At 48.5% G+C, this 26,939-nt stretch carries 22 protein-coding genes and 6 pseudogenes; 12 read left to right on the top strand and 16 right to left on the bottom strand.

Annotated elements, in window-relative coordinates:
• Positions 1–32 precede the first annotated feature (32 nt).
• The 4 genes from iroB to iroE all read left to right on the top strand — a co-directional run bounded on the left by iroB (position 33) and on the right by iroE (position 7,321).
• Complete coding sequence (gene iroB / locus AB4H76_RS00750) at positions 33–1,148, top strand: salmochelin biosynthesis C-glycosyltransferase IroB (RefSeq protein ID WP_001318220.1); 1,116 nt, start codon at positions 33–35, stop codon at positions 1,146–1,148.
• Positions 1,149–1,287: 139 nt separating this feature from the next.
• Positions 1,288–4,947 (top strand): salmochelin/enterobactin export ABC transporter IroC, encoded by a 3,660-nt coding sequence (gene iroC / locus AB4H76_RS00745; protein ID WP_001111199.1) that lies wholly within the window; start codon positions 1,288–1,290, stop codon positions 4,945–4,947.
• A gap of 103 nt (positions 4,948–5,050) precedes the next feature.
• Positions 5,051–6,280, top strand: a complete 1,230-nt coding sequence (gene iroD / locus AB4H76_RS00740; protein ID WP_001552738.1) for a catecholate siderophore esterase IroD — start codon at positions 5,051–5,053, stop codon at positions 6,278–6,280.
• A gap of 84 nt (positions 6,281–6,364) precedes the next feature.
• Positions 6,365–7,321, top strand: coding sequence for a catecholate siderophore esterase IroE (gene iroE / locus AB4H76_RS00735; RefSeq protein WP_000271276.1), 957 nt, complete (start codon positions 6,365–6,367; stop codon positions 7,319–7,321).
• Between the two features lie 44 nt (positions 7,322–7,365).
• On the opposite strand, the gene iroN is transcribed toward iroE, so the two are convergent.
• From iroN to AB4H76_RS00705, 6 genes and pseudogenes are all read right to left on the bottom strand, one after another.
• Entirely contained in the window at positions 7,366–9,543 is a 2,178-nt protein-coding gene (iroN, locus tag AB4H76_RS00730; protein ID WP_072657522.1) for a siderophore salmochelin receptor IroN, read from the bottom strand.
• 853 nt (positions 9,544–10,396) lie between these two features.
• Positions 10,397–11,323 (bottom strand): annotated as a pseudogene (locus AB4H76_RS00725) (3-deoxy-7-phosphoheptulonate synthase); the annotation flags it as partial.
• A gap of 17 nt (positions 11,324–11,340) precedes the next feature.
• Positions 11,341–12,038 (bottom strand): IS1-like element IS1B family transposase gene (locus AB4H76_RS00720; RefSeq protein WP_225375057.1). Its coding sequence is split into 2 segments (ribosomal slippage): positions 11,341–11,789 and positions 11,789–12,038, totalling 699 coding nucleotides; the frame shifts between segments, so codons are not numbered across the junction.
• Positions 12,039–12,089: 51 nt separating this feature from the next.
• Positions 12,090–12,164, bottom strand: a pseudogene (locus AB4H76_RS00715) (colicin); the annotation flags it as partial.
• The gene (gene cvi / locus AB4H76_RS00710) at positions 12,142–12,378 is read right to left on the bottom strand and encodes a colicin V immunity protein (RefSeq protein WP_014640552.1); all 237 of its coding nucleotides are present in this window, start codon (positions 12,376–12,378) and stop codon (positions 12,142–12,144) included. The gene cvi and the pseudogene AB4H76_RS00715, both read right to left, overlap by 23 nt.
• 541 nt (positions 12,379–12,919) lie before the next feature.
• Positions 12,920–13,123, bottom strand: a pseudogene (locus AB4H76_RS00705) (hypothetical protein); the annotation flags it as partial.
• Positions 13,124–13,295: 172 nt separating this feature from the next.
• Here AB4H76_RS00705 and AB4H76_RS00700 point away from each other — a divergent pair.
• Positions 13,296–13,463 (top strand): annotated as a pseudogene (locus AB4H76_RS00700) (colicin-B); the annotation flags it as partial.
• A gap of 17 nt (positions 13,464–13,480) precedes the next feature.
• Here the strand turns inward: AB4H76_RS00700 and cbi are convergent.
• Positions 13,481–14,008 (bottom strand): colicin B immunity protein, encoded by a 528-nt coding sequence (cbi, locus tag AB4H76_RS00695; RefSeq protein WP_000203272.1) that lies wholly within the window; start codon positions 14,006–14,008, stop codon positions 13,481–13,483.
• 243 nt (positions 14,009–14,251) lie between these two features.
• On the opposite strand from cbi, the gene cma reads away from it, so the two are divergent.
• Positions 14,252–15,067 (top strand): lipid II-degrading bacteriocin colicin M, encoded by an 816-nt coding sequence (gene cma, locus AB4H76_RS00690; protein WP_001312845.1) that lies wholly within the window; start codon positions 14,252–14,254, stop codon positions 15,065–15,067.
• A gap of 49 nt (positions 15,068–15,116) precedes the next feature.
• Here the strand turns inward: cma and cmi are convergent, their stop codons facing one another.
• The 4 genes from cmi to AB4H76_RS00670 all read right to left on the bottom strand — a co-directional run bounded on the left by cmi (position 15,117) and on the right by AB4H76_RS00670 (position 17,519).
• Positions 15,117–15,470, bottom strand: coding sequence for a colicin M immunity protein (cmi, locus tag AB4H76_RS00685; RefSeq protein WP_000864812.1), 354 nt, complete (start codon positions 15,468–15,470; stop codon positions 15,117–15,119).
• A gap of 177 nt (positions 15,471–15,647) precedes the next feature.
• On the bottom strand, positions 15,648–16,439 hold the full coding sequence (locus AB4H76_RS00680; protein WP_000016493.1) for a site-specific integrase: 792 nt from the start codon (positions 16,437–16,439) through the stop codon (positions 15,648–15,650).
• On the bottom strand, positions 16,436–17,125 hold the full coding sequence (locus tag AB4H76_RS00675; RefSeq protein WP_000796228.1) for a hypothetical protein: 690 nt from the start codon (positions 17,123–17,125) through the stop codon (positions 16,436–16,438). The genes AB4H76_RS00680 and AB4H76_RS00675 overlap by 4 nt, the downstream gene beginning before the upstream one ends.
• A 43-nt stretch (positions 17,126–17,168) precedes the next feature.
• The gene (locus tag AB4H76_RS00670) at positions 17,169–17,519 is read right to left on the bottom strand and encodes a hypothetical protein (protein WP_000493379.1); all 351 of its coding nucleotides are present in this window, start codon (positions 17,517–17,519) and stop codon (positions 17,169–17,171) included.
• Positions 17,520–18,089: 570 nt separating this feature from the next.
• Here AB4H76_RS00670 and AB4H76_RS00665 point away from each other — a divergent pair.
• Complete coding sequence (locus AB4H76_RS00665) at positions 18,090–18,350, top strand: hypothetical protein (protein WP_000343102.1); 261 nt, start codon at positions 18,090–18,092, stop codon at positions 18,348–18,350.
• Positions 18,347–18,937 carry a hypothetical protein gene (locus AB4H76_RS00660; protein WP_000194555.1) on the top strand — a complete coding sequence of 197 codons (591 nt, stop codon included), beginning with the start codon at positions 18,347–18,349 and terminating at the stop codon, positions 18,935–18,937. Before AB4H76_RS00665 ends, AB4H76_RS00660 begins: the two co-directional genes overlap by 4 nt.
• 17 nt (positions 18,938–18,954) lie before the next feature.
• Here AB4H76_RS00660 and AB4H76_RS00655 read toward each other — a convergent pair whose 3' ends face one another.
• Positions 18,955–19,302 carry a DUF6404 family protein gene (locus AB4H76_RS00655; RefSeq protein ID WP_000142424.1) on the bottom strand — a complete coding sequence of 116 codons (348 nt, stop codon included), beginning with the start codon at positions 19,300–19,302 and terminating at the stop codon, positions 18,955–18,957.
• A gap of 118 nt (positions 19,303–19,420) precedes the next feature.
• Between AB4H76_RS00655 and AB4H76_RS00650 the strand changes: the two genes are divergently transcribed.
• Positions 19,421–19,768: a colicin E1 family microcin immunity protein gene (locus tag AB4H76_RS00650; protein WP_000762580.1), complete on the top strand. Its 348-nt coding sequence runs from the start codon at positions 19,421–19,423 to the stop codon at positions 19,766–19,768.
• A gap of 17 nt (positions 19,769–19,785) precedes the next feature.
• Here AB4H76_RS00650 and AB4H76_RS00645 read toward each other — a convergent pair whose 3' ends face one another.
• The gene (locus AB4H76_RS00645) at positions 19,786–21,666 is read right to left on the bottom strand and encodes a colicin Ia central receptor-binding domain-containing protein (RefSeq protein WP_001283356.1); all 1,881 of its coding nucleotides are present in this window, start codon (positions 21,664–21,666) and stop codon (positions 19,786–19,788) included.
• A 278-nt stretch (positions 21,667–21,944) separates the two neighbouring features.
• Positions 21,945–23,290, bottom strand: a pseudogene (yagA, locus tag AB4H76_RS00640) (protein YagA).
• 353 nt (positions 23,291–23,643) lie between these two features.
• Between yagA and AB4H76_RS00635 the strand changes: the two are divergent.
• Genes AB4H76_RS00635 through AB4H76_RS00625 form a run of 3 tightly spaced genes read left to right on the top strand, consistent with a single transcriptional unit; the run spans position 23,644 to position 25,062 of the window.
• Complete coding sequence (locus AB4H76_RS00635) at positions 23,644–24,246, top strand: ProQ/FINO family protein (protein WP_000517689.1); 603 nt, start codon at positions 23,644–23,646, stop codon at positions 24,244–24,246.
• A gap of 55 nt (positions 24,247–24,301) precedes the next feature.
• Positions 24,302–24,796 (top strand): hypothetical protein, encoded by a 495-nt coding sequence (locus AB4H76_RS00630; RefSeq protein WP_001442119.1) that lies wholly within the window; start codon positions 24,302–24,304, stop codon positions 24,794–24,796.
• On the top strand, positions 24,796–25,062 hold the full coding sequence (locus AB4H76_RS00625) for a hypothetical protein (protein ID WP_000627831.1): 267 nt from the start codon (positions 24,796–24,798) through the stop codon (positions 25,060–25,062). The genes AB4H76_RS00630 and AB4H76_RS00625 overlap by 1 nt, the downstream gene beginning before the upstream one ends.
• Positions 25,063–25,538: 476 nt before the next feature.
• Here AB4H76_RS00625 and AB4H76_RS00620 read toward each other — a convergent pair whose 3' ends face one another.
• Positions 25,539–26,030 carry a hypothetical protein gene (locus AB4H76_RS00620; protein WP_000068661.1) on the bottom strand — a complete coding sequence of 164 codons (492 nt, stop codon included), beginning with the start codon at positions 26,028–26,030 and terminating at the stop codon, positions 25,539–25,541.
• Positions 25,964–26,920 (bottom strand): annotated as a pseudogene (locus AB4H76_RS00615) (Tn3 family transposase); the annotation flags it as partial. The pseudogene AB4H76_RS00615 and the gene AB4H76_RS00620, both read right to left, overlap by 67 nt.
• Between the last annotated feature and the right edge of the window lie 19 nt (positions 26,921–26,939).

Here is a 26,939-nt window from a genome sequence, read left to right as displayed (position 1 = left end):
ATTTAGATCGTCAAGCGGAGAGGGATTTTCTCATGCGTATTTTGTTTGTAGGCCCGCCTCTCTATGGGCTGTTGTATCCTGTGCTGTCTCTGGCGCAGGCATTTCGCGTTAACGGTCATGAAGTGCTGATCGCCAGTGGAGGACAATTCGCACAAAAAGCGGCAGAGGCCGGGTTGGTGGTGTTTGACGCCGCACCCGGTCTGGATTCCGAAGCTGGTTACCGCCACCATGAGGCACAGCGGAAAAAAAGTAATATCGGAACCCAAATGGGCAACTTCTCATTCTTCAGCGAAGAAATGGCCGACCATCTGGTGGAGTTTGCCGGACACTGGCGGCCTGACCTCATCATCTACCCTCCGCTCGGAGTCATCGGGCCGCTGATTGCCGCCAAATATGATATACCGGTCGTGATGCAAACCGTAGGCTTCGGCCATACCCCCTGGCATATCAAGGGTGTAACGCGTTCGCTCACGGACGCCTATCGTCGCCACAATGTGGGGGCCACACCACGTGATATGGCCTGGATCGACGTAACACCGCCGAGTATGAGCATTCTGGAAAACGACGGTGAACCCATTATTCCGATGCAGTACGTCCCGTATAACGGTGGCGCGGTGTGGGAACCATGGTGGGAGAGAAGGCCCGAGCGTAAACGTCTGCTGGTGAGTCTCGGCACTGTCAAACCGATGGTTGACGGCCTTGATCTAATCGCCTGGGTTATGGATTCTGCCAGTGAGGTCGATGCCGAGATCATCCTGCATATTTCAGCCAATGCGCGGTCCGATTTGCGCTCGCTGCCGTCAAATGTTCGCCTGGTTGACTGGATACCCATGGGTGTCTTTCTCAACGGCGCAGATGGTTTCATTCATCATGGCGGAGCAGGCAATACCCTGACAGCGCTACACGCTGGTATTCCACAAATCGTCTTCGGCCAGGGAGCCGATCGCCCGGTAAATGCCCGCGTTGTTGCCGAACGCGGCTGCGGGATTATCCCTGGCGACGTCGGCCTGTCGAGTAACATGATCAATGCTTTCCTCAACAATCGCTCACTTCGCAAAGCCTCTGAAGAGGTAGCAGCGGAAATGGCGGCGCAACCCTGCCCAGGTGAAGTGGCGAAAAGCCTGATCACAATGGTACAGAAAGGGTAACCACTACACCTTCATGATAATCATATGCCAGCACCCATCCAGGAGTCATGCATCCATAACAATGCGGGACCGGAGCGTGCTGGCTTTTTTGCGGAACGATCCGGCCAGTGGATCGTATTTTACAGACGGAGGAGGCTTAATGCCTGCGAATCACACTCCCACACCGGCTCAGTCATGGATAGTTCGCCTAGCGCGCGTGTGCTGGGAACGTAAGAAACTTAGTGTCATCGTGGTGGTAGCGTCAGTATCGACTATTTTGCTGGCTGCGCTGACGCCACTGCTGACAAGACAGGCTGTGAATGACGCACTGGCGGGCAATCCGGCCCGCCTGCCGTGGCTGGCCTGCGGGTTACTGTTGATCGCTTTTTTTGATTTCATCGGTAACTATGTGCGCCGTGGTTATGCCGGGATGCTCTCACTCTGGGTGCAGCATACCCTCAGAGGACGGGTATTCGACAGTATTCAGAAACTTGACGGCGCAGGCCAGGATGCGCTGCGCACCGGGCAGGTGATTTCACGGACCAACAGCGATCTGCAGCAGGTGCATACCCTGCTGCAGATGTGCCCGGTGCCGCTGGCAGTGTTCACTTATTACATTGCCGGCATTGCCGTGATGCTGTGGATGTCCCCTGCCATGACGCTTATCGTCGTGTGCGTACTGGTATGCCTGGCGATCACCGCGCTTCGTGCGCGTCGTAGGGTCTTCGCGCAAACCGGGCTGGCCTCGGACCAACTGGCGAATCTCACCGAACATATACGCGAGGTGCTGGCACAGATCTCAGTGGTAAAATCCTGTGTGGCAGAGATGCGTGAAACGCACTGGCTCGATAGGCAGTCGCGGCAGATTGTGCGTGTACGCATCGGTGCGGTTATCTCGCAGGCGATGCCTGGGGCCACCATGCTGGCGCTACCGGTGCTCGGGCAAATCGTCCTGCTGTGCTACGGCGGGTGGTCGGTCATGCACGGGCGGATCGATCTCGGTACCTTCGTTGCATTCGCCAGCTTCCTCGCGATGCTGACCGGGCCAACCCGCGTACTGGCATCGTTTCTGGTTATCGCACAGCGCACTCAGGCGTCCGTGGAGCGGGTGTTTGCACTGATCGACACCCGTTCACAGATGGAGGACGGGACGGAGTCGATTAACAGTCAGGTTGTCGGACTGGAACTGGAGAATATGAGCTTTGACTACCACCATGGCGACAGACATATCCTCAGCAATATCTCCTTTTCCCTGCGCGCCGGTGAAACCGTGGCGGTGGTGGGCGCATCGGGTTCAGGAAAATCGACCCTGTTGATGCTGCTGGCGCGTTTTTATGATCCCTGCTCCGGAAAGATATGGCTCAACACCAGCGAAGGCCGACAAAATCTTCGCGATATCAGACTGGAGGCGCTTCGTCGCCGGGTAGGCATCGTATTTGAAGATGCTTTTCTGTTTGCCGGTACGGTGGCGGAAAATATCGCCTATGGCCACCCTCAGGCAACGGCGGACGACATTCGCCGTGCGGCAGCTGCTGCAGGAGCCAGCGATTTTATCAACGCCCTGCCGAAAGGCTTCGATAGCCTGTTAACCGAACGGGGTACGAATCTTTCCGGCGGGCAGAGGCAGCGAATAGCGCTGGCGCGGGCGCTCATTACTGCACCGGACGTGTTAATCCTGGATGATACCACCTCAGCGGTTGATGCTGTTACGGAAGCGGAGATTAATACCGCGCTGGGTCGCTATGCTGACGAAGGGCATATGCTGCTGGTGATTGCCCGACGGCGTTCAACACTTCAGCTAGCCAGCCGGGTTGTGGTGCTGGATAAGGGCCGTATGGTGGATACCGGAACCCCGGCAGAACTTGAAGCGCGCTGTCCGGCGTTCCGCGCACTGATGACCGGCGACAGCGATTTTCTGGCCACGTCCCACAATAGCCACAACGAATTGTGGCCGGCTGAACCAGCGACACAAGACGATGTAACGGATACGGGGGATAAAGGTTTTGTCGCCCGTATGACCCGCGTACCGGAAAATGCAGTACAGCAGGCGCTGGCCGGTAAAGGTCGCAAAGTCACGTCACTACTGAAGCCTGTGGCGTGGATGTTCGTCATCGCCGCTCTGCTGATCGCACTCGATTCTGCGGCAGGCGTAGGGGTACTGATACTGTTGCAGCACGGCATTGACTCCGGTGTCGCCACAGGCGATATGTCGATCATCGGCCTCTGTGCCCTGCTCGCCCTGTGCCTAGTCATTGTGGGCTGGTGCAGTTATTCTCTGCAGACGGTCTTCGCCGCCAGAGCGGCGGAATCAGTTCAGCATTCGGTGCGCTTGCGCAGCTTCGGCCATATGCTGCGTCTTGGACTCCCCTGGCATGAAAAGCATGCCGATTCGCGTCTTACCCGCATGACCGTTGATGTGGACTCTCTCGCCCGCTTTCTGCAAAACGGCCTTGCCGGTGCGGCCACCAGTCTGGTGACGATGTTCGCAATCGCCGCCACCATGTTCTGGCTCGACCCGTTCCTGGCGCTGACGGCATTAAGCGCAGTGCCAGTGGCCGCACTGGCAACCATGATTTATCGCCGCCTCAGTACCCCTGCTTATGCACAGGCACGGCTGGAAATAGGCAAAGTCAACAGCACCCTGCAGGAAAAAGTCTCTGGCCTGCGTGTCGTGCAATCGCATGGTCAGCAGGAACTGGAGGGCGCCCGGCTGCGCGCGTTATCGGAGCGTTTCCGCGCAACCCGTGTGCGAGCACAAAAATACCTTGCAGTCTATTTTCCGTTCCTGACATTCTGCACCGAGGCCTCCTATGCCGCTGTTCTGTTAGTGGGAGCTTCGCAGGTCGCCGCTGGAGAAATGACTGCCGGGGTACTGGCGGCTTTCTTCCTGTTGCTGGGGCAATTCTATGGGCCAGTGCAGCAGTTATCAGGGATTGTCGACGCCTGGCAGCAGGCGACAGCCAGCGGCAAACATATTGATGAACTACTGGCGACAGAAGGCACTGAGCACCTCGGGTCCTCTTCGGTCCTCCCTGTCACCGGTGCACTGCATCTTGATGAGGTCACGTTCAGTTATCCCGACAGTCACGAGCCAGCTCTGAACAAACTTACCCTGACGATCCCAGAGGGAATGGTTGTCGCGGTCGTCGGTCGCAGCGGTGCGGGTAAGTCGACGCTGATTAAGCTGATTGCCGGGTTGTATTTCCCCACGCACGGCAACATCAGAATCGGTGTGCAAATGCTCGATGATGCCTCGCTCACTGAGTATCGTCGCCAGATTGGGCTTGTCGATCAGGATGTAGCACTGTTTAGTAGTGATATTGCAGAAAACATTCGTTATTCACGGCCATCCGCCACCAATGAAGACGTTGAAATTGCCTCACAGCGGGCAGGGCTGTATGAGATGGTGTGCAATCTGCCGCAGGGATTCCGGACACCGGTGAATAACGGCGGAGCCGATCTGCCCGCAGGTCAGCGCCAGTTGATTGCGCTGGCCCGCGCGCAACTGGCGAATGCCCACATCCTGCTGCTCGACGAAGCCACGTCATGTCTGGATCGCACATCCGAAGAACGACTGATGTCATCGTTAACAGATGTCGTGCATGCCGGGAAGCACTCGGCGCTGATTGTTGCACATCGTCTGACCACCGCGCAACGCTGCGATCTGATTGCCGTTATTGATAAGGGGTTACTTGCGGAATACGGAACCCACGAACAGCTGTTATCTGCGGGCGGCCTCTATACCCGCTTATGGCATGACAGCGTCAGCAGTACTGCGCTCCATCGCCAGCACAACATGAAGGAGGAAACCCCGGGATAGTTACTGGACACGTAATGTATTAAAAACACAGTCAGAAGCGGCGGTACCGTGAATAGCCGCTTTAATTATTTATACTGACATCCTTAATTTTTAAAGAGTATGAATGCTGAACATGCAACAACATCCCTCTGCTATCGCCAGCCTGCGCAACCAACTGGCAGCGGGCCACATTGCTAACCTTACTGACTTCTGGCGCGAAGCTGAGTCGCTGAATGTTCCTCTTGTGACGCCAGTCGAAGGAGCGGAAGATGAGCGAGAAGTGACCTTTCTGTGGCGCGCCCGACATCCTCTGCAGGGCGTTTATCTGCGTCTGAACCGGGTGACGGATAAAGAGCACGTAGAAAAAGGAATGATGAGCGCCCTTCCCGAAACGGATATCTGGACACTGACACTGCGTTTACCCGCAAGTTACTGCGGCTCCTATTCGCTGCTGGAAATCCCCCCCGGCACTACGGCTGAGACGATTGCACTGTCCGGAGGCCGTTTTGCCACCCTTGCCGGAAAGGCCGATCCGCTAAACAAAATGCCGGAGATCAACGTTCGGGGAAACGCAAAGGAATCAGTGCTGACACTTGATAAAGCTCCCGCCCTGTCGGAATGGAACGGCGGCTTCCACACCGGACAACTGCTTACCTCCATGCGCATTATCGCCGGGAAATCTCGCCAGGTTCGGCTCTATATTCCGGATGTTGATATTTCTCAGCCCCTCGGGCTGGTCGTGCTGCCCGATGGTGAAACCTGGTTTGATCACCTTGGCGTATGCGCGGCAATTGACGCCGCCATAAATAACAGGCGCATCGTGCCCGTGGCTGTACTGGGCATTGACAACATTAATGAACATGAACGCACTGAGATACTCGGCGGGCGCAGCAAACTGATAAAGGATATCGCCGGACATCTGCTGCCGATGATTCGCGCTGAACAACCGCAGCGTCAGTGGGCAGACCGTTCGCGCACAGTGCTGGCCGGGCAGAGCCTCGGCGGGATCAGTGCGCTAATGGGGGCTCGTTACGCACCGGAAACGTTCGGTCTGGTGCTCAGCCACTCTCCTTCAATGTGGTGGACGCCAGAAAGAACCAGTCGACCAGGCTTGTTCAGCGAAACCGATACCTCATGGGTGAGTGAGCATCTGCTTTCTGCCCCACCGCAGGGCGTACGTATCAGCCTGTGCGTGGGATCGCTGGAAGGTTCGACAGTGCCTCACGTTCAGCAGCTTCACCAGCGGCTGATTACCGCTGGCGTCGAAAGCCATTGCGCAATCTACACCGGTGGTCACGATTACGCATGGTGGCGCGGTGCACTGATTGACGGGATTGGTTTACTACAGGGTTGAGTTGACCCACAAACACTTTCAGGAAACGGTACAGACTTCCTGAATAAATCAAATAGTCACCTGCGGAAAAGGAATAATCATCAGATGTATGCCCGCGAGTATCGCTCAACACGCCCGCATAAAGCGATTTTCTTTCATCTTTCTTGCCTCACCCTTATCTGTAGTGCGCAAGTTTATGCGAAGCCGGATATGCGGCCACTGGGGCCGAATATAGCCGATAAAGGCTCCGTGTTTTACCATTTCAGCGTCACCTCTTTCGACTCTGTCGATGGCACACGCCATTATCGGGTATGGACGGCCGTGCCGAATACAACCGCACCGGCATCGGGTTACCCGATTTTATATATGCTTGACGGTAACGCAGTTATGGATCGCCTGGATGACGAACTGCTCAAACAATTGTCAGAAAAAACACCGCCAGTGATCGTGGCTGTCGGGTATCAGACCAACCTCCCTTTCGATCTCAACAGCAGGGCTTACGACTATACGCCAGCAGCAGAAAGCAGAAAAACAGATCTCCACTCAGGGCATTTTAGCCGTAAGAGTGGTGGCAGCAACAACTTCCGCCAGTTACTGGAAACGCGTATTGCCCCAAAAGTGGAACAGGGACTGAATATCGATCGGCAACGCCGCGGCTTATGGGGGCACTCCTACGGCGGCCTCTTCGTGCTGGATTCCTGGCTGTCCTCCTCTTACTTCCGGTCGTACTACAGCGCCAGCCCGTCGTTGGGCAGAGGTTATGATGCTTTGCTAAGCCGCGTTACGGCGGTTGAGCCTCTGCAATTCTGCGCCAAACACCTGGCGATAATGGAAGGCTCGGCGACACAGGGTGATAACCGGGAAACGCATGCTGTCGGGGTGCTGTCGAAAATTCATACCACCCTCACTATACTGAAAGATAAAGGCGTCAATGCCGTATTTTGGGATTTCCCCAACCTAGGACACGGGCCGATGTTCAATGCCTCCTTTCGCCAGGCACTGTTAGATATCAGTGGTGAAAACGCAAATTACACAGCAGGTTGTCATGAGTTAAGCCACTAAACACTGCCCGCTTTTACGCGGGCAGTACGCCTGAAACACTACGATCAGAATGATGCGGTAACTCCGGCATAGTAAGTCCGGCCTGGCTCGTTATAGGTATTCGCCCCTTCAGAAGATCGGAAGATCTGTTTATTGAGGATATTACTGACGCCGACATTAAGACGCAGATTTTTATTAATATCGTAATTGAAGTTCGTCCCCACCAGTGAATAAGCGCCCAGCTCTTTACCTGACAGACCGCCAGTATCTTCACTGCGGGTTTCCGCATGAGTACGCGGTTTTTGTCTGCCATATAACGTCCAGTTGACGCTGGCAGAAAACGCCTGGGTGATGGTCCAGTTAAGCGAGTTATTGATAGTATATTTCGGGATGACCGACAGAGGATTACCGGTGTCTTTTTGCTCCGAAGTGATCATCCATGTGGCATTGGTATTCCAGTTCAGACGATCTTTCACCAGTGGGAAAGACATACTGGCTTCGATACCGTCCACCAGAGCTTTCCCGCCATTCTGCCACTTGAGGATATATGCGCCTGAAGCGGTTTGCCCGATAACGTTATCCCCGGCCACGATCTTATTCTGGTAATCATTGCGGAAGTAGGTCACACTTGCGTGGTAATCTTCCCAGGTGAACTCCAGCCCAATTTCTTTATTGACGCTGATTTCCGGATCGAGATCTTTATTACCGATCAGGTAGCACCCGCCTGATGTAATATCTTTTGGACAGCCATTGCCTTTCGAGTAGAGCAGATAGCCTTCACTGGATTGATACAGGTTTGGGGCTTTAAAGGTTCGGGCAACCCCTGCTTTGACTTTGAAATAATCGCCCAATTCCTGCGAAAGATTCAGACTGGGGCTGAAGTTCCCGCCGGAGTCGCTGAGATAATCAAAGCGCAGGCCGGGAATGATATTCGTGCCAGGAACCGGCTCAATGTTATCTTCAATATACAGCGCACTGATTTGAGAATGATTTTTACTGCTGCGATCCGCAGCAGAGCCAGAAATACCGCTGATATCACTGTCATTCACCGTCAGGCTGGTAGAGGAAGGATCATCGAGCTTATCGCGGTTCCACTCTGCACCAACGGTCAGCGTTTGATCAACCATCACATTCAAAGGAATATTAAGCTCGCCGCTGGTTCGCCAGGAACTCAGGCGATTGGTCGTAAACTTTTCACCCGCTAAAATACGCCCTTCACCACCGCCGGATAATCCTTCATTCATGCGGGTATTATTGGTTTTCTCGTAATAAACACCAAAGCGACTTTGTCCCCAGTCCCAGATACCATTATGCGTAATGCCATAATTCTGTCGGTACAGGCGGTTCGTCTCTTTGCCGGATTTTGCCAGGCTTTCGGTAACTGCACTGGAAGAACTGTTTTGCGTATCGCCCGCATAGATATTCCCCTGGCGGCTATATCCGGCTTCGAAATCGAGAATCTGCTGCGGATTTAATTTCCACGAGACAACGCCGTTAATATCTTTGTTACGTACCCCTTCATGCCCGGCTGCGTTTTTCGTACCGACCGGAGAATTAATATCCCAACTGTCAGCATCCGTTTTATTCAGGTTACCATACAAACGCGTGGTAAGAGCATTACCAGCCAGAGGCCCACTAAGGCTGAAATTGGCGCGACGCGTAGCGCCCTCATCGCTACTTTCCGGCTGATTGGTGTATAACGACAGCGAACCGTGCCAGTCGTTGGTGGGACGTTTGGTAATGATGTTCACCACCCCCCCGGCTGCCCCCGAACCGTAGCGCGCCGCCGCAGGGCCGCGGATCACTTCAATACGCTCAACCTGTTCCGGTGGCACCCAGTTGGTGTCACCGCGGGTATCACGCTCTCCACGCCAGCTATAACGCACGGAGTTACGTGACGTCACCGGTACACCATCAATTAAAATTAAGGTGTTTTCCGGCCCCATACCACGAATATCGATCTGGCGGTTGTTACCGCGTGTGCCCGAGGCGCTATTGCCGGTAAGATTGACGCCAGGCATTTTACGAATAATATCTGAAAGGTCGTTTACCGGAGGGGTCTTTTTAATATCCTCGCTGGTAATAACCGACACGCCCGGCTGCTGTTTTAATACCTGCTCAGCGGTGGCTTCCACCACCAGAGTCTCGTCATTATCATCGTCGGAGGATTTGGCTACTGATACCTGGCTATTCAACCCAACCAGGAGCACAGTTAGCGACCAGAGGATTTTGTTAATTCTCATACCTATTCCCTAATAAATGCCTAACTTAAAATGTTTGATCGTTAAGCTCACATCCTTGCCAGATATTTTTTACTGCCATTATTGTTTTTATATAAGAATGATAATTAATATCATTTAGCAAAAAAAAAGCAATCCCTCACAAGATAAATATATTGATTTTTCATAAATATCAAATTGATATATAACATATGTTTTTTATTTCATTGCACTTGTCGATCATCGGGAATTTTGTCACAATTTCTCACGGATAGTGTTCACATTGTTTCTGACCTGCATTTCAGGCGCGGGCGCTGCTTATGTATATAAGGGCCTGTGGTCGACGAATCAGCATAATCAGATCTTCCTGCGAACAATTTCTTTCAGCGTATCAGGCAGCACTATCGGATTATCTACGAGCGTTTTTGATTCACATTGTGTGTGAAACTTCATACATCATGATTCGCTTTCCCTACTCAGTTCTGATGATTGTTTTTTATTCTATTAACACGGAGTTAAGATTCTACCCTCGGTGTCCTCATTATTAATGAGGAATGCTACCTATCTAAAAACTGACCGAAACTTTGGGGCATCCCTGGAGGTTTCCAAGGAGAAAAAGGTGACAGTGATAGTGCCACATTGTGAGGAAATTCCTGAGAAACTCCTGGTTCACACACATAATTCAGGAGTTTGCCATAGATAGTAACCAATTGTTTTATATTTTAAGACCATTAAATACGCGGCTACGATAGCGCTTTATATAATCATAAACTGTAGAGATAAAATATCTGCTTCTCTGATAACACTAATTGAGTGTCTTAAACTAAGTAATTTCATTTTTCCCCCTTTAAAAGCAATATATGTGCAATAGTTGAAGTTAAAGCTGTGCTGCCAGAGTTGATAATAATTGTTCTGTCTGTTGCCATGATATGCATTCATCAGTAACAGACTGACCATACTCTAGCGGAAAACTATCGGATTGTTTTCCATCTTGTAAAAAGCTTTCCACCATAATGCCAGCTACATATCCTGGTATTTTTTTCCGATTATCTATAACTTGACGTGCAACGGAAATTTGCCGTTTAGCCACTTTACCGCTATTACCATGGCTACAATCAATTATCAGACGATGGTTAATACCCTCATCATGCATTAATTTCACTGCCTTAGTTATATCAGACAAACCATAGTTAGGTTCTCTACCTCCACGTAATATTAGATGTCCATGTGGATTGCCATCGGTTAATAGTGTAGATATACTATTTGTTAAAGATGTCATATATACAATATGTTGTTCACGGGCTGCAATAATAGCGTCAATAGCTAAGTTAATATTTCCATCAGTACTGTTTTTAAATCCAACTGGACAATGTAAACCAGACGCAAGTTGACGATGCGTTTGTGATTCAGTGGTTCTGGCACCAATAGCACCCCAACATATTAAATCAGCAATATAGGGAGTAAGAAAAGGATCGAGGAATTCTGTAGCGGTTGCGACACGCATCGTTGTGATTGAAGACAAACACTGGCGAGCATATCGTATCCCTTTCTCAACATCATAACTTCCATTTAGATCAGGATCGTGCATTATTCCCTTCCAGCCTTTACGGGTTCGAGGTTTCTCAAAATAAGTGCGCATTACAATGTACATTTTCGATAAGTACTTATTCTGTAATACGAACAATCGCTTCGCATAATCAACTGCGGCCTGAACGTCATGGATTGAGCATGGACCAACAATCACAAGTAAGCGAGGATCTTTTCCCAGCAAAATATTCGCTATAATATCTCGTTGCAGAGAGATCCGGTAATGACTCCAACTTATTGATAGTGTTTTATGTTCAGATAATGCCCGATGACTTTGTCATGCAGCTCCACCGATTTTGAGAACGACAGCGACTTCCGTCCCAGCCGTGCCAGGTGCTGCCTCAGATTCAGGTTATGCCGCTCAATTCGCTGCGTATATCGCTTGCTGATTACGTGCAGCTTTCCCTTCAGGCGGGATTCATACAGCGGCCAGCCATCCGTCATCCATATCACCACGTCAAAGGGTGACAGCAGGCTCATAAGACGCCCCAGCGTCGCCATAGTGCGTTCACCGAATACGTGCGCAACAACCGTCTTCCGGAGCCTGTCATACGCGTAAAACAGCCAGCGCTGGCGCGATTTAGCCCCGACGTATCCCCACTGTTCGTCCATTTCCGCGCAGACGATGACGTCACTGCCCGGCTGTATGCGCGAGGTTACCGACTGCGGCCTGAGTTTTTTAAATGGCGGAAAATCGTGTTGAGGCCAACGCCCATAATGCGGGCTGTTGCCCGGCATCCAACGCCATTCATGGCCATATCAATGATTTTCTGGTGCGTACCGGGTTGAGAAGCGGTGTAAGTGAACTGCAGTTGCCATGTTTTACGGCAGTGAGAGCAGAGATAGCGCTGATGTCCGGCAGTGCTTTTGCCGTTACGCACCACGCCTTCAGTAGCGGAGCAGGAAGGACAGCTGATAGAAACAGAAGCCACTGGAGCACCTCAAAAACACCATCATACACTAAATCAGTAAGTTGGCAGCATCACCGCCATCGCAATATCACGCCCTGAAGCACCACCAGAAACAGAATCTAATTCATTTAGAGTCAGAGTTCTCATATGATCTCCTTTTTATCTTATCGGATATTGAATAATAATTATCACCAACAAAGTAACATATTGCAGACATTAATATAGAGAAGCAAAATGTATGCATGGATAAAAAGTCCTTTCCTCTAAAAACACAATCATATATAGCTAATGCAATATATATTGCGGTGGCATTTATTATAAATGCAAATAACAACTCTAATTTTGTTCTTTTTCTATCCATTACTTTTTATCCCATTACTTTCTATCCCATTACCATACAAACACTAACGATAATGATTATCGTTCACATAGTCAAGAGTGAAGGGGAGGGGGCCCTCACCCCCTATAAGGGGTCCGCTTGGAAAACGGATTTCCCCACGTCAAGAGAATTGAGTTGAACGAGTGGTTACATCCAAGCCAGCTAACTCACTGAACGTAAAGGATGTACGAAATGCTCCTACCGTCCGATAACCATTTGGCTTACTTCCGTACATTCCCTTGCGTAGATGTTCAGAATTGTACGATTTCGGACACCAAAACCGCTGTTGTCCCGCCATTCTGGCGATTCCTGAAAGTCATTTGACTAAAAAATAGTCTTAACGTGGTTTATTTTCCGAATTCCAAGCGGCCCGCCCTACATTTATACAATGTCCGGCAGGGCATAAAAGGGGCGAAAGAAAATACCTGGGCGAAGTCGCTGAACATCATTCTGGCGATTTCAATAAAGGTACTTGCTCACGCTCTGTCATTTTCTGAAACTCTTCATGCTGCATTTCGATTTTCCTTCTAAGATCATAACTCGCATACCTGTTCTTTTTATGTATATCTATATCTATTTTTGTGACGAGTTCAAACCACAATGTTCGCACTCCCCATGCAGCGTTATGAAACATTTCCGCAACGGCTATAGAGTCTGTATTAACTGCTTCAGTCATGTAGTCGCTAATACGTTCAGCGGTAATTTTCGTTATTTCATCGTAATTCATTTTATCTCCTACAAGATTATTTAATGGAATGCAAAATATCTGGCCTGATAATAATGTTCCAGAATTAATATCTGCAGGCTATGTTAAGTTGTCCCCACACACAATCTACCTGTTTTCTCGTGTGTGCCACAGGAGCAATACATAAATAGTCTGGCCATTAAGTTCGTAACCAGCTGCTGTAGCTCTTAGTTTGTTTTCTTTGACATTAGGCTCGGCCCTTATAGCCTTTGGTCTTCCGGCCACAGTTGTTGGTTTTGTTGGCGTAGTTATTGCAGGTGCTATTGGTGCATTTATCGATGATAAATTTGTTGATGAGTTGAATCACAAGATCATAAAATAATTAAAAGGAAGGCAGTGTTACTGCCTCCCTTTAAAATATTTAATGACAAGCAATGGCATCAGTAAAATCGCATATGTCATGGTTAAAACAGTAAAGTAAATGGAGCAGTATAAAATAAAAAGAGTGATGACATTATGAGATAATAATTTAAAAAAACCACCTGCTGTTGTTAGTTCCAGATTATAGAACAGTGTGATATAAATCAGAATGGCATAAAAAACGGCCCCCCAGAAACAGGATTGCACAACAAGTTTTCTTGTTACTGGCTTTATGATTTCTCTTGTCTTATATGTGCAAAGAAAAACGAGAATACCCATAACTGGTGCTGTCTTGTTGTAGTTTGACATAAGTGCTGTCATGACGGGATCATGCAATGATGTAATAGAAGGGAGAAATGCAACCTTATTATATAAGTAGTACAGCACTTGAGAATATGGATTATTTATCCGAAGTATTAATATAGCCATTAATGGAATAATACCGATTATGGAAAATGCATATAATATTTCGTTTGCTTTCTTGTTCTTATCTTTATTGCTGGTCATATATATACCTTTTTGTATTTTTATATATAGATTATATATCAGAGTTCTCAATATATTTCCAGTATTTAATGGAGTGTACAGATATATATCTTATATATGGTAGTTCAGGTGCTTCCCTACCATTTTTAACGGCATATCCGGCAAACAATGTTATGGGGAGCCTCTCTCATGGGGTTCGTTCGCCGGTGTAAGCGTTAGCCAGCCGCGAACTCTATTATCTTATTAACTTATAAGGAGTTATGTATGGAAACCTTAACTGTTCATGCACCATCACCATCAACTAACTTACCAAGTTATGGCAATGGTGCATTTTCTCTTTCAGCACCGCATGTTCCTGGTGCTGGACCTCTTTTAGTCCAGGTTGTTTATAGTTTTTTCCAGAGTCCAAACATGTGTCTTCAGGCTTTAACTCAACTTGAGGATTACATCAAAAAACATGGGGCTAGCAACCCTCTCACATTGCAGATCATATCGACAAATATTGGTTACTTCTGTAACGCCGACCGAAATCTGGTTCTTCACCCTGGAATAAGCGTTTATGACGCTTACCACTTCTCAAAACCAGCGCCAAGTCAATATGACTATCGCTCAATGAATATGAAACAAATGAGCGGTAATGTCACTACACCAATTGTGGCGCTTGCTCACTATTTATGGGGTAATGGCGCTGAAAGGAGCGTTAATATCGCCAACATTGGTCTTAAAATTTCCCCTATGAAAATTAATCAGATAAAAGACATTATAAAATCTGGTGTAGTAGGTACATTCCCTGTTTCTACAAAGTTCACACATGCCACTGGTGATTATAATGTTATTACCGGTGCATATCTTGGTAATATCACACTGAAAACAGAAGGTACTTTAACTATCTCTGCCAATGGCTCCTGGACTTACAATGGCGTTGTTCGTTCATATGATGATAAATACGATTTTAACGCCAGCACTCACCGTGGCGTCATCGGAGAGTCGCTCACAAGGCTCGGGGCGATGTTTTCTGGTAAAGAGTACCAGATACTGCTTCCTGGTGAAATTCACATTAAAGAAAGTGGTAAGCGATAATATAAGGGCCGGGATTCCGGCCTTTTTATGCAGCCTTTATAACAGTGTATTAGTCATTCGCATATTCAACATATCCCTCTTCACAATGGTACATGCCATAATACATTCTCTTACCCTCCGGACCTTCAGCTTTAAATGGGACAAGAAGTGTTTTTTCATCTTCAACATCTGTTAAACTTCTCTCAATCTTTTCCCATGTAATTTTCGGGATTTCTGTACCAAGAAGTTGTACATCGTTGTCCCAGCGTTTCATTCTTTGCAGGTAATCATTTTTTACAAACGTTCTGGCCTGTTCATCGCTGACCTGATAGCATGCCGGACCTTTATCTTCAGACCAGAAAAAAACAGCAGCAAGAGCAATAATCGTTAAAATAAAAATAAATTTCATGCTAATTACTTTCATAAAATCTCCACAACTTCTGTCGTTCATTCGATATAAAAAAACATTACGAATATATCCGTACAATGTGAGCATACTGTGAAGTGGCTTTAACAATTATGAAATAATACAAGAGATCACATATTGCAGTGGTCTCTTCTTTTATAGAATAAATCACAATTCATAATTATGATTTGTGACTTATGCGTGTCTGTTTTTCAGCATTGTGACAGCATCGGACTCAGGAATCGAAAACTGCACCCGGTGCCGTGCAGCCACATCCAGCGCAAACACCTTCGTGTACACCTCTGTCGAACTAATCGACTTGTGCCCCATCAGGCTCTGCAGCACCTTCAGCGGAATACCAGCATACAGCATATGCATCGCGTAGGAATGGCGGAAAGTATGTGGGGTAACCGGAACAGAGAACGTCACGCCGTCGGCCGCAGCGGCCTCTACAGCTTCATTCAGCCAGGTGCGAACTGTGCGGTCGGTGATTCCCCAGATGCGCGCCTTCTCCATTCTTCCGGTTCGTTTGTTTCTGCGCTCCAGTGGGATTTTCAGCGTGGCCACCATCATCTGCAGTTGGCTGACGTATTGTGTATCGGACAGGGGAACCAGGCGATGCACCTGACTGCCAGCAGGGACACGGCCTGCCGTTCTGGTCGCTTTTTCAGTCCGTTGTTTGAGCGTGGCCAGCTGTACGAACGGATATGGCGGCGCCAGAGAAAAATCTCCCCGCGTCAGCGCCAGCGCTTCGTTTATACGTGCGCCCGTGTTCCACAGGGTGGCCAGCAACATTTTGCGGTGCAGATCCGGTACATAGTGGAGCAGGGCGCTGATCTCCGGCGCCAACAGATATTTTGGTAATTCGTCCTGCACAAGTGCCATCTGACGTAGTGCCAGCGCAGCCGGGTAATCAATGGCAACAGGTAATGTTGCCGGAGGCGTTAAAAAAGAACCAGGCAGGGAAAGCAATTGTGGGCCACTCATGATGTCCCCTTTATGAAATCCTCAATCTCTTGCTCGGTCTTTTTAGACTTCTTTACCATTTCGTACTCCTTTTGGAGTGTTTTACCTCTGGCTTTCAACAATACCAACCTCGTTGGCGATAGTGTATCGGAAAGGCCGTGCAGAGGGAGGCCACATAACATTCTCAGTTCTCGTGATAACCGCAGTGCTTTTACTCCCAACATAGCTGCGTTTTTATGCAAACTATATTCACCCGCTCCACCATAAGGAGTATCTTCAACAAACACATTATCTACACACACGACAGCTTCGTAGCTGAGAACAGAGAGTTCGCTGAGCCTATACATCAGGCCAGAAGGAAGGGAGCGCCAGTTACCAGATACCGGGGAATAATCGATTTCCGGTAATAAGAACTCAGCTTCTCCTCTGCCATCCTGATCGTGCTCCACAGTTGCTGTTGCTGCTGGAGCGCAACGCTGCGCAAATCGCTCAAGTAAAAAAACCAGTTCTGTACTAATGTAAAGACGCTCGCTGGCCAGCTTCGCTGCTGCAGTTCTCTCCTCACGTCTGAGTGTGAAGTGGTGAGTAAGGAACACCGCTCCGACAGCAGATGCGATGGTCGATACAGCTGTAATTATCTGCGGCCCCAGACTGGCGCTGTCCTTCACCACCTTCACGCCTTCGGTCGCAATAAACCAGTCAGCCATGTTTATTCCTTTATTGTTGAGAAATCCCGCCTTCTGTATGTATTCAGCGGTCGGCAGCCAGTTCTTCAGCCAGCTTCACAAAGCCTTTGTGCTCAGTCTGCAGGTAATGGCTGTAAATCCGGGCATCACGTTCTGTGAGCCCGGATGGATTGCCGGTGAAGTAACGTTGCAGCACCGCAATACAGTGATTGTAGGTATCGAGATCATATTCCCAGTTTCCCAGCTCACCGGCCGCATCCAGCTCCCGGCGAAACTGCTCGTATTTACGGAGCAGAATGCCAAGACCTAATTCTGTTGCAGCATAAACATTATTTTCTCCTGGCGCGGAAATCGCATTACGGATTTTTTCAAAAGCATAACTGAAATCATTTCTCTCATTGAATGCAGTAAACATGTCCTTTCCTCAGTTGAATAGTTAGCCGTGCAATTTTACCACACCTCAATCATCGCCAGATGAGTGCCACTCTGTTGAGAACAGTGACTTTCACAAAAAATGAATTTCACATACTGAAATAATAAGTAGCCATATAGAAACGCAGTTAAATTACCGGAGAGCCGTTTCCGTCAGATCCGACTTTCCGGAATATCACAACTTTCCGGAAGTGTACCACGCTGAGAAAATAATCATATCGCTGTTTTCCGCCCCTGCGCGGCGCATCACAGGTCAGGGAGATGACACAACATATAGTGTCATGAGCAGCTGAATGAGATACCACATGTTGTGCTGACAGGAGGTGGCGTTGTGTGGGGGGAGAGGAAGATCCGTAACAGCCGGAAACCGGATCTGTGCGGCAGAGAACGGGCAGGAGATATGATAATTAAGCAGCACACATAAAATCATATCTGATATGATTTTCACCATTAAATATAAAACCATACCTGATATTATCATAAATCAATAACACACAAATCATGCAGGATGTGATTTTTACCTTTAAGAACATTATCAGATGGAGCGTGCAGGATGGATGAAGAAAGGGTGTTTTCACTCAGCTATGAACAACTAACCCGGTTTACGGAACGACGCATCCGGGAATGCAATCTGGACAGCCAGGGCGCGATTTATCTCTGCGAGTCAGCCAAAGCCGGAGCCGTGCTGATCTTCTGGCATGAACTGGCCATAAATGGCTATGCCTCAATGAATGCCATAAAGAGACAGGAGCTCATTGACGCCGACTTTCAGCGCCTCAGAAAGCTCATCTGGCCGGAGGATGACTGGAAATGACTCAGAGCCGCCGACCGTCGCCACTGCAGCGGAGAGTGCTGATTGTGCTGGCTGCCCTTGATGAAAAACGGCCAGGACCCGTGCTGACGCGGGACATAGAACGGGTGCTGGAGCGAAGCGGGGAAGCCCCGGTCTACGGGCCAAACCTGCGCGCCTCCTGCCGTCGTCTGGAGGATGCCGGCTGGCTGCGTACCCTGCGCGCTCCGAACCTGCAGCTGGCAGTGGAGCTGACGGACGCCGGCCGGGCCGTGGCACAGCCTCTGCTGCTGGCAGAACAGGACCGCCTCCGGGCAGAACAGCGTGCGGCAGAAGTCGTCGTACTGCCGCTGGTCCCGGCAGCAGGTCTGCCCGCAGATGGCACTTCTGCCACTGATCTGGAGGTGGAGCTGAACGGCATAACGTATCAGGCCTGCCGTGGGGATTTTGTGGTGCGTCTCGACGGCAGCACCTGTCTGCAGTTATGGAATAAAGAAGGCAGAGTGGTACGCCGGGAGGGCGATCCGCTGGAAGTGGCGCAGTGGCTGCAGGCCTGTCATGATGCCGGAATAGAAGTTCGTGTACAGGTTAATGAAAGCGTCACTCCGTAAAAACATGCCAGCACGGTTTACACATCACCCCATGGTGGCAGCCGGTTAACTTTCCTGCGCCACCAGTGGAAAGAGGCCGTGAGCAGTCCGAACAAAAAACCACCCGTGATACTTATAATTATGGCCTCACCTGCCACCATTCCTGACGGCCCCCGGTAGATAAACCACATTGCACATCCCCAGGAAATGCCCCATAAGCTCCCCATCAACAGCGTGACCTGCCAGAACGGCATAAAGGGTAATGGCGGAAGCCGGATACCCAGCCGCCAGAGAATACACAGAAGAGGAGGGGCATAATTGCTCCGCCACATCTTTTTGCTGTCCATCAGGGCAATGGCCCGGGCTTTTTTCTGCTCAAAGGTCACAGGAGCACCTCCGTTCCATGATGTAAACGTGACACAGCTTATTGTTATTGATTATTATTATCATGCTGTGATTATGTTATCACGCACCGGTACACGATAACAATAAAGGAGAAAACAGATGAAACTGGATATATCTGTAAAGTATTTACTGAAGAGCCTGATACCAAGCCTCATTATTCTTACAGTTTTTTATCTGGGATGGAAAGATAGCCAGGAAAATGCAAGAATGTTTTATGCGTTCATCGGATGCATTATCAGTGCCATTACTTTTCCTTTTTCAATGAGGATAATACAGAAAATGGTAATAAGGTTTACAGGGAAAGAATTCTGGCAAAAAGACTTCTTTACAAATCCAGTTGGCGGAAGCTTAACTGCAATATTTGAATTATTCTGTTTCGTTATATCAGTTCCTGTGGTTGCCATTTACTTAATTTTTATATTCTGCAAAGCCCTTTCAGGAAAATGAAAGGGCATCATTATGTGTCAGATACCAATAAGTTTATTGACCTGCTCAATAAACTTATCATTAACAAACGCACTCACAGCCGCCATAATAATTGCAAAACCCAGAATACCTACAGGGGTTCCCAGCATGACGGAAAACGTCCATGCTGTAACTGCTGAAGCAGCTCTTCCTGCTGCCAGTGATTCAAGTTTTACAAAAAATGGACGCCAGTTGTCCGTTTTTACAGCCTTTTGTAACTCCACAGCAACATCATAACGATCAATAACTTTTCCGGTAAAACCAAATGCCTTACTGAACAGCTTAAAATTCTCCGCCATATGGACCTGATTAATAGCTTCCAGGGCTTTAGAAATGGCCATGCGATCTTGTATGCTATATTTCTTGTTCAGATTATTACGGAATTTATCAAAAGCGTTCAGTGCATCATCCACACTCTTAATCTGTTTCCCTTGAGATACAGAAGCCAGCTCCTTAGCAAGTTCGGATGCTTGTTTACCGAACTCATCATATATCGTTCTGTAGAAATCAGAGGTGAGTTTTATGGCATCCTTTATCATATTTATTTCATCCCTTTTTCTTTTCTCTTCAGCTATTTTCTGATTTATGTCAGCAAGCTGGCTACGGATATTCTCTTTTTCCTTCAACAGGGCGTTAAGAGCATCATTTGCATGCTTTTGTTCATTTGTTCTGGCACTGACGTTATTTCTCGCCGAATTTACCGCAGATTCAGCAGAGGTGATTTTATTTCTGGCATCAAGCAATCGTTGCCGTAACTTATCCCATTCAGCAACTTCAGCATTATAAATTTTCTTGTCACCTTCCACATCCTCTGTCACCACCGGATTCCGGTCATTCAGAATATTGCGTTTATAGTCCAGACCGGAATGGGTCAGAAGATAATTCAGGTTTGCACGGTTATCGATGACCGCGCTGGTTGTGATTTTTATCGTACCGGCAAATCTCGGATCACCACTCACAACAATAGAATGATTTGTTGATGAACGCCCCGGGAATTTTTCAGGGGAAACTATCGTTTTGCCGTCAGGCGTGTTTTTCTGTTGCGTCAGCTGTTGTTCAGCTCTGGTTAATGCATTACGGGCCGTCTTAAGCGATTCCGTCACCGAACTGAGTTTATTCCGGGCCTCTGAAATGGCCCTGTCATTCCGTGTCTGCTGCCCGAGCAGACGGGCCTGTTGTGCATCAAGAACGGCAAGGGCTGCCCCGCCATTTTTTTCCAGCTCTGACAACCGCGTGTCCAGAATACCTTTTCTGCGCTCGTATTCAGCAAGCATATCAGCGGCCTTCTTGTCTGCGTTCTGCGCATCCTTCTGCCGTTTTTCAGCCTGTTCGATTAACGACCTGGCCTCGCGGGGAGATATACGAAGAGAATCAGCATCAGCAAACAGCATCCGGCTCTCTGTATGCAGCCGGAGGGCATCATATCCGGCGATTTCAGTACGGAATCCGTATTCTCTCAGCTCTGCCTGCAGGAGTCTGAACTCCTGTCGTGTAATATCAGCGACATCTGCGTTTCCGGCACGGAGTGTTTTCAGTGTGTTTTCATCTTTTTCCCTTGCAGCAATTGCCGCAGAAAGGCGTTTTCCGGCTTCAGTACGCTTATTCTCATTCTCTTTCTGCTGCACGCTGAGCGTGTTTTTGTACGCTGTGATTTCCTTGTCCCTTTTTTCGATATCACTTCGGGTTGGGGAATCATCGACCCACTCGTTTCCGCCCCAGATGGTTTTGTTCCCGAAGGAACTCCATGCAGGCGGGGTACCATGAAAAACATCGACACGTGGAGGGTTTACATAAATATCAACGGCCATAATTTCATGGCCATCTGAATCATACCCCAGCGATTCTGCACCGGGATTTGTAATACGTACAGGGTCAGACATTCGGTATCTCCTTCATCCTCTGAGGAAAACAAATGAATTAACTGCTTACGTATATGGATACATATACAGTATTAATTTATTAAGGAGAAAATGGCATGTCAAGATTTAATGATAGTGATTATCATTAACATGAAGTGGTGTTAAACCGTTCAGAAAGCCTGCTGACGTTGTGGCAGCATCACAGTCTGGGTATTCTCTGGTGCAATACAAAAACCGGACTTTCCCGTAACAACAGACAATGTTACGGGAAAAGTTACAGAACTGAGCCACAAAATATCTCAGTACCTGAGATGCATAAAAACACCGTACATATGTTTCTCAAAAGGGGGATGATCGTTATCCAGCCATTTCGGTGGATCGGTATGCAGAACACCAATCTGCTTCATGCCGGTATGCTGCCTGGATTTTCTCGCGCAGTAATCACTGTCTTCATATCCCATCGTTTCGATGACCACTCTGGCCGTCTTTCCGTCAGGAGCCCTTGCTGTAACAATGAAATCCGGCAGTACATATTTCTTTTCACCATTAACATAAACTTCTGTATCAAACAGGGGCCTTTCCAGACTTAATTCCGGCGTACCTGGCTTTCTTTTAAGCCAGCTGGCCACATTCAGAAGAGCAGTGAGCGTGTTTCGTTCCAGTTTGCTGTCCACAGGCACCGGACATGTCAGTTGATAAAGAGCATGAGCATACCCTTCACTGCAGATGATTCTGCCATCGGCACTCCGGCAAAAAGCAAGAATAACCCAGTAAGGGGGACGTATTCCGCCCTGCGCTTCACCATTAATACTGATCCCCCGCACAGGTCTGATGACCTGAATATTACCGTTCGCCCAGTGAATTTCCACAGCATCACGACAGATGTGCTGCGCCATAAAAATCTGAAAGAACATATGCTTTCTTCTGGCAGGCCAGTGTCGTTCTGAATTCTCCAGCGTTTCCATTAACCGCTCCTGAGACCTTTCAGACATTCCAGGCCGGAAATGGATAATTTCAGATAAGGATCTTCCCGAATATACTCCTGCTGCAGTGTAACCTGCCGTATGGCATCAAGACACTCACGATAATTAGTCCGGATACGGGGATTAGCCAGGGAATCCAGTTTATTCAGCCCAGCATCGTCAATAAGAGACAGGAGTAAACGGGCAAGGCGCAGACGTTTCTTGCGAACGGAGGAGCTCTCACCATTATGGTAAGCAGAGCGGGCCTGCAGTCTGATAACAGAATTACTGTCATCAGGTGGTAAAAAGTTTCTGTAATTTATACGGGTGCTAACGGGATGCCGGCTTGCTCCGGAAGATGTTTCCTCTTCATTTCCGGATAACTGACGATACATGGGGCATTCAGGTGCATGCTCATGATTAAAACTGGACAGATAAAGAGTACCCGTATTGTTTTTAAGAGCAGCAAAATTCATGGCCGGCGAATCTCCCGGAATACAGTCACACTGTAACCATGCATCATACTCACGCATTTCCCGGAGAATATCATTGGCCAGGTTATGTAGTGCCATGGTTGCTGGCTTTTTCAGTCCACAGACCGTCTTTACTGCAGTCTCTTCCTCACTGCTAAGCTCCCGAATCACTTTGCCCCGGGGATTCTTCTTTACAAGTATCATTGGCATAATGAAAGCACTCCTTATGTACATGCTTAAACAGTAAGTAAAATATACAAAGAACACCCCATGAAACAAAGGCAGAGATGAACTGTGCGCCCCGATATCTTCTTCTGATATCCTTTCAAATGAATTGTTTTTATTTATATCATGACAACATTAAAGTGAGAGAATATATCAACCATGTTTCTGTCAGGGTTCAGTAGAATATCAATTCGACTGTCACGCCATAACTGTTACTACCTCGAGTATAAATATTCAGAGAACGGACTTATTAGCCATGAAAAATCACCTGATGGGAAATTTACTAATTTATGAATTGTGATATTATTAAAGAGTAAAACCAGCCAGCCGAGGTATTTATGGGAAAAAATCAGGAAGAAAGGAAAACTCCCGTCATTGTGGTGAAAAAACGTCGTACTTTTTCGCTACCGTCCTTATCCGAAAAAACAGATATTATCGCACCTGTATTTACTGAACAGACGGCAGAATCAGCCCCCGCCGGAATAAATTCATCTGCCGTCGAAACACATATCCCCGAAGCGCCAGCCAGGAAGAAGAAAAAGAAAAGACACCGTTTTCCACGTCCCTCCCACTGGACCCGTGAGTATACTCACGAGTGCGTGGAAAAAATAAAGGCCCTGTTTCCTCATCTTCGTGCTGAAGGTGGTGGATTTATTCCCCTGAAAATTGGCATAAACAATGATATTTCGGCATTTCTGGCAGAACACCCGGAGACAGAACTGACCATGGACGAATGGCTCTGTGCAGTGTCCTGCATCACATCCCGCCGCGTATATCTGCAGCGGACAGCTGTCGCCGGCGTCCCACGTTATGGCCTGGATGGTCACCCCAAAGGGCAGGTCTCAGACTCTGAAGCACAGAGTGCCGGTCGCAGACTGGCGACATTAGAACAAAAGTGGCTCAGGATGCAGGCACAGCAGGAGAATATTTCTGGGCAATAAACACTCCTGATAACAGGTGGACATTACGTATCAGAAAAAATGGGAAGAGAATGTTATGTGTGATTCAGAAGCGGAGAAGATTTTATTCATCCTGAATAAACATGAACGGGCATACAGACGCCTGATCCCCGTATATATTTTTTTAGCTATAGTATTATGGATTTTACCTATTCTCCTGATTGTATACCTGTATTTCTGTATAGTTGACAATGAGTTTCTCAGAATCGGTTTCTGTATTGCATGGACAGCATACTACTTTCTTTCGCTTTTCAAGTATTTTGTAAAATACTTCTTTCCTCTCGATCGTGAAGATTTGCTTAAACTGATGGAGCTCGCCAAAGATTCTCCTGATGCGAAACAGGAGCTTCTTGAGCGTCTTTTGTCCGGAAAAAGAATGACCGGGCGGGATGAAATGGATATCAAGCGCATTCTAAAAACAAAGGAAGCACTTGATAACATCAGGAATTTTATTGATAAACAGCAGTTAACGAATAGTGATACTCCGAAGAAAAGCACGGTCCCAAATGAAGATAAAAAAGGCATAAGATGATGATCACAGGAAATGGAATAAACACTGTAACTGTCAATGGAAAAGTGAAACACATCACAGAACTGGATGATATAACACTTTGTTTAGAGTGGACAAAACTACGAGAGGAAAACAATCGTCTTTATGAAATTAATAACCAGGCAAACAGAGGATGGCGTGGTTTCATCCTAAGATTGATAGGGGTTAACCTGCCAGATAAAAGGACTGAGTTTACACAACGTCTCTTATTGACGCGCAAAATTTCGGGTTCGGTCATGAAAAAGTAACAAAACCGCGCAACAGACATAAATATGACAGTAGCCATGAAAAAGCAGAGAGAGACAGGGTGATACAGAAAAGTAACTATTTTTTAGCTATAGTATTATTGGTTTTACCTATTTTTGTGATTTTATTTCTGTATATTTGACAATGAGTCTCTCAGAATCGGTTTCTCGAAGTGACGAGCGATCAGAATGGAGACAAATAAATTCGGGAAACGAACCTTCACGGTAAGTTTTGTCACATTTATCATCCCTAAACATGAGAATTATCACCAAAACTAACCACCCAACCAACAGCAGCGCCGGGAGCAGCATTATAAAATCATGTACAGAGTTGCGTGACGACATGATAAGTTCTCATTCTCAATATGTTCTTTACCAGATTATACCAGTGATACTTTAACGCACCATCATTAATGCTAATGTATGCATACATTAGCATTAATGATGAAGGAGAAGAACAACAATGGCAGTCAACCCACTTATTTTTTGGATTTCTTAATTTTCGTCTGATAAAGCCGCTTTACCCGTTCAATTTCTGCCAGCGTTGCGGACCAGTGTAGTTCGGCGGCATGACGATATCTGGCAGCCATTTTTTCCACCATCTCCGGATTGCTGTCCGCGCTGCGGTGCTGACGCCCCTTCTCCCCAAAAACTTCAACAACCAGCCACTGGCTTCCGGTTCTGCCGAACAATGCCTTGCACAAACGTCTCACAGTCAGCGGGGTTAAATCTGGATCGGGATCGTAGGCAATGGTAGCAAAAATAAAGCGCAGCATTTCTGATGTCTTGTAACGCTTTACGCTGGCAGCCAGGCGTGAGGCACGTTGCGGTGCTTCCCAGCGGTCGTTACTGTAATTAGCCACTTCAGCCAGGGGTCGTCTCAGAAAACGGAAAATAAAGCACGCTAAGCCGGTTGCAGAGGCCGTAGCGGCCTGAACTTCCCCGCGCCGATCTTGGCGCTGCTGCGCCATAGGTAATCACCGGTCAGGTTGATGTGCTCCCAGCCGAGTGGCGACAGGTACTGCAATAGCGAGTCATCGACGGCATGACCATTGCCGCGCAACGCATGCGCCGCACGCTCCAGGTAGACCGTGTTCCACAGCACGATGGCCGCCGTCACCAGGTTGAGGCCGCTGGCCCGGTAGCGCTGCTGCTCGAAACTGCGGTCACGGATTTCACCAAGGCGGTTGAAGAACACGGCACGGGCCAGCGCATTGCGCGCCTCGCCCTTGTTCAGCCCGGCATGCACGCGGCGGCGTAGCTCGACGCTTTGCAGCCAGTCGAGGATGAACAGCGTGCGCTCGATGCGGCCCAACTCGCGCAGCGCGACGGCCAAGCCGTTCTGGCGCGGGTAGCTGCCGAGTTTCCTGAGCATCAGCGAGGCCGTCACCGTGCCCTGCTTGATCGAGGTGGCCAGCCGCAGGATTTCGTCCCAATGGGCGCGGACGTGCTTGATGTTGAGCGTGCCGCCGATCATCGGCTTGAGCGCGTCATAGGCGGCATCGCCCTTCGGGATGTAGAGCTTGGTGTCGCCCAGGTCGCGGATGCGCGGCGCGAAGCGGAAGCCCAAGAGGTGCATCAGGGCGAAGACGTGATCGGTGAAGCCCGCCGTGTCGGTGTAGTGCTCCTCGATCCGCAGGTCGGATTCGTGGTACAGCAGGCCGTCGAGCACGTAGGTTGAGTCGCGCAGGCCGACATTGACCACCTTGGTGTGGAATGGCGCGTATTGGTCGGAGATGTGGGTGTAGAAAGTCCGTCCTGGGCTGCTGCCATATTTTGGGTTGATGTGCCCCGTGCTCTTTGCCTTGCTAGCGGTTCGGAAATTCTGTTCGTCCGATGATGATGTGGTGCCATCGCCCCAGGGCACTGTTGCAAAGTTA

This window comes from Escherichia sp. UTM R2, assembly GCF_048593455.1.
Taxonomy (GTDB): Bacteria; Pseudomonadota; Gammaproteobacteria; order Enterobacterales; family Enterobacteriaceae; genus Escherichia; species Escherichia coli.
This window is presented reverse-complemented; position numbering and strand designations above follow the sequence as displayed.

What these genes read in the sequence shown, in the direction of transcription:
- cvi (WP_014640552.1), bottom strand. Translation starts at nt 12,378, where the DNA reads ATGGATAGAAAAAGAACAAAATTAGAGTTGTTATTTGCATTTATAATA.
- AB4H76_RS00645 (WP_001283356.1), bottom strand. Translation starts at nt 21,666, where the DNA reads ATGTCTGACCCTGTACGTATTACAAATCCCGGTGCAGAATCGCTGGGG.
- AB4H76_RS00625 (WP_000627831.1), top strand. Translation starts at nt 24,796, where the DNA reads ATGATCACAGGAAATGGAATAAACACTGTAACTGTCAATGGAAAAGTG.
- iroB (WP_001318220.1), top strand. Translation starts at nt 33, where the DNA reads ATGCGTATTTTGTTTGTAGGCCCGCCTCTCTATGGGCTGTTGTATCCT.
- AB4H76_RS00635 (WP_000517689.1), top strand. Translation starts at nt 23,644, where the DNA reads ATGGGAAAAAATCAGGAAGAAAGGAAAACTCCCGTCATTGTGGTGAAA.
- AB4H76_RS00665 (WP_000343102.1), top strand. Translation starts at nt 18,090, where the DNA reads ATGGATGAAGAAAGGGTGTTTTCACTCAGCTATGAACAACTAACCCGG.
- cmi (WP_000864812.1), bottom strand. Translation starts at nt 15,470, where the DNA reads ATGAAAGTAATTAGCATGAAATTTATTTTTATTTTAACGATTATTGCT.
- AB4H76_RS00675 (WP_000796228.1), bottom strand. Translation starts at nt 17,125, where the DNA reads ATGGCTGACTGGTTTATTGCGACCGAAGGCGTGAAGGTGGTGAAGGAC.
- AB4H76_RS00670 (WP_000493379.1), bottom strand. Translation starts at nt 17,519, where the DNA reads ATGTTTACTGCATTCAATGAGAGAAATGATTTCAGTTATGCTTTTGAA.
- AB4H76_RS00680 (WP_000016493.1), bottom strand. Translation starts at nt 16,439, where the DNA reads ATGAGTGGCCCACAATTGCTTTCCCTGCCTGGTTCTTTTTTAACGCCT.
- iroN (WP_072657522.1), bottom strand. Translation starts at nt 9,543, where the DNA reads ATGAGAATTAACAAAATCCTCTGGTCGCTAACTGTGCTCCTGGTTGGG.
- AB4H76_RS00620 (WP_000068661.1), bottom strand. Translation starts at nt 26,030, where the DNA reads ATGGCGCAGCAGCGCCAAGATCGGCGCGGGGAAGTTCAGGCCGCTACG.
- AB4H76_RS00630 (WP_001442119.1), top strand. Translation starts at nt 24,302, where the DNA reads ATGTGTGATTCAGAAGCGGAGAAGATTTTATTCATCCTGAATAAACAT.
- AB4H76_RS00660 (WP_000194555.1), top strand. Translation starts at nt 18,347, where the DNA reads ATGACTCAGAGCCGCCGACCGTCGCCACTGCAGCGGAGAGTGCTGATT.
- iroC (WP_001111199.1), top strand. Translation starts at nt 1,288, where the DNA reads ATGCCTGCGAATCACACTCCCACACCGGCTCAGTCATGGATAGTTCGC.
- AB4H76_RS00650 (WP_000762580.1), top strand. Translation starts at nt 19,421, where the DNA reads ATGAAACTGGATATATCTGTAAAGTATTTACTGAAGAGCCTGATACCA.
- iroD (WP_001552738.1), top strand. Translation starts at nt 5,051, where the DNA reads ATGCTGAACATGCAACAACATCCCTCTGCTATCGCCAGCCTGCGCAAC.
- cma (WP_001312845.1), top strand. Translation starts at nt 14,252, where the DNA reads ATGGAAACCTTAACTGTTCATGCACCATCACCATCAACTAACTTACCA.
- iroE (WP_000271276.1), top strand. Translation starts at nt 6,365, where the DNA reads ATGTATGCCCGCGAGTATCGCTCAACACGCCCGCATAAAGCGATTTTC.
- cbi (WP_000203272.1), bottom strand. Translation starts at nt 14,008, where the DNA reads ATGACCAGCAATAAAGATAAGAACAAGAAAGCAAACGAAATATTATAT.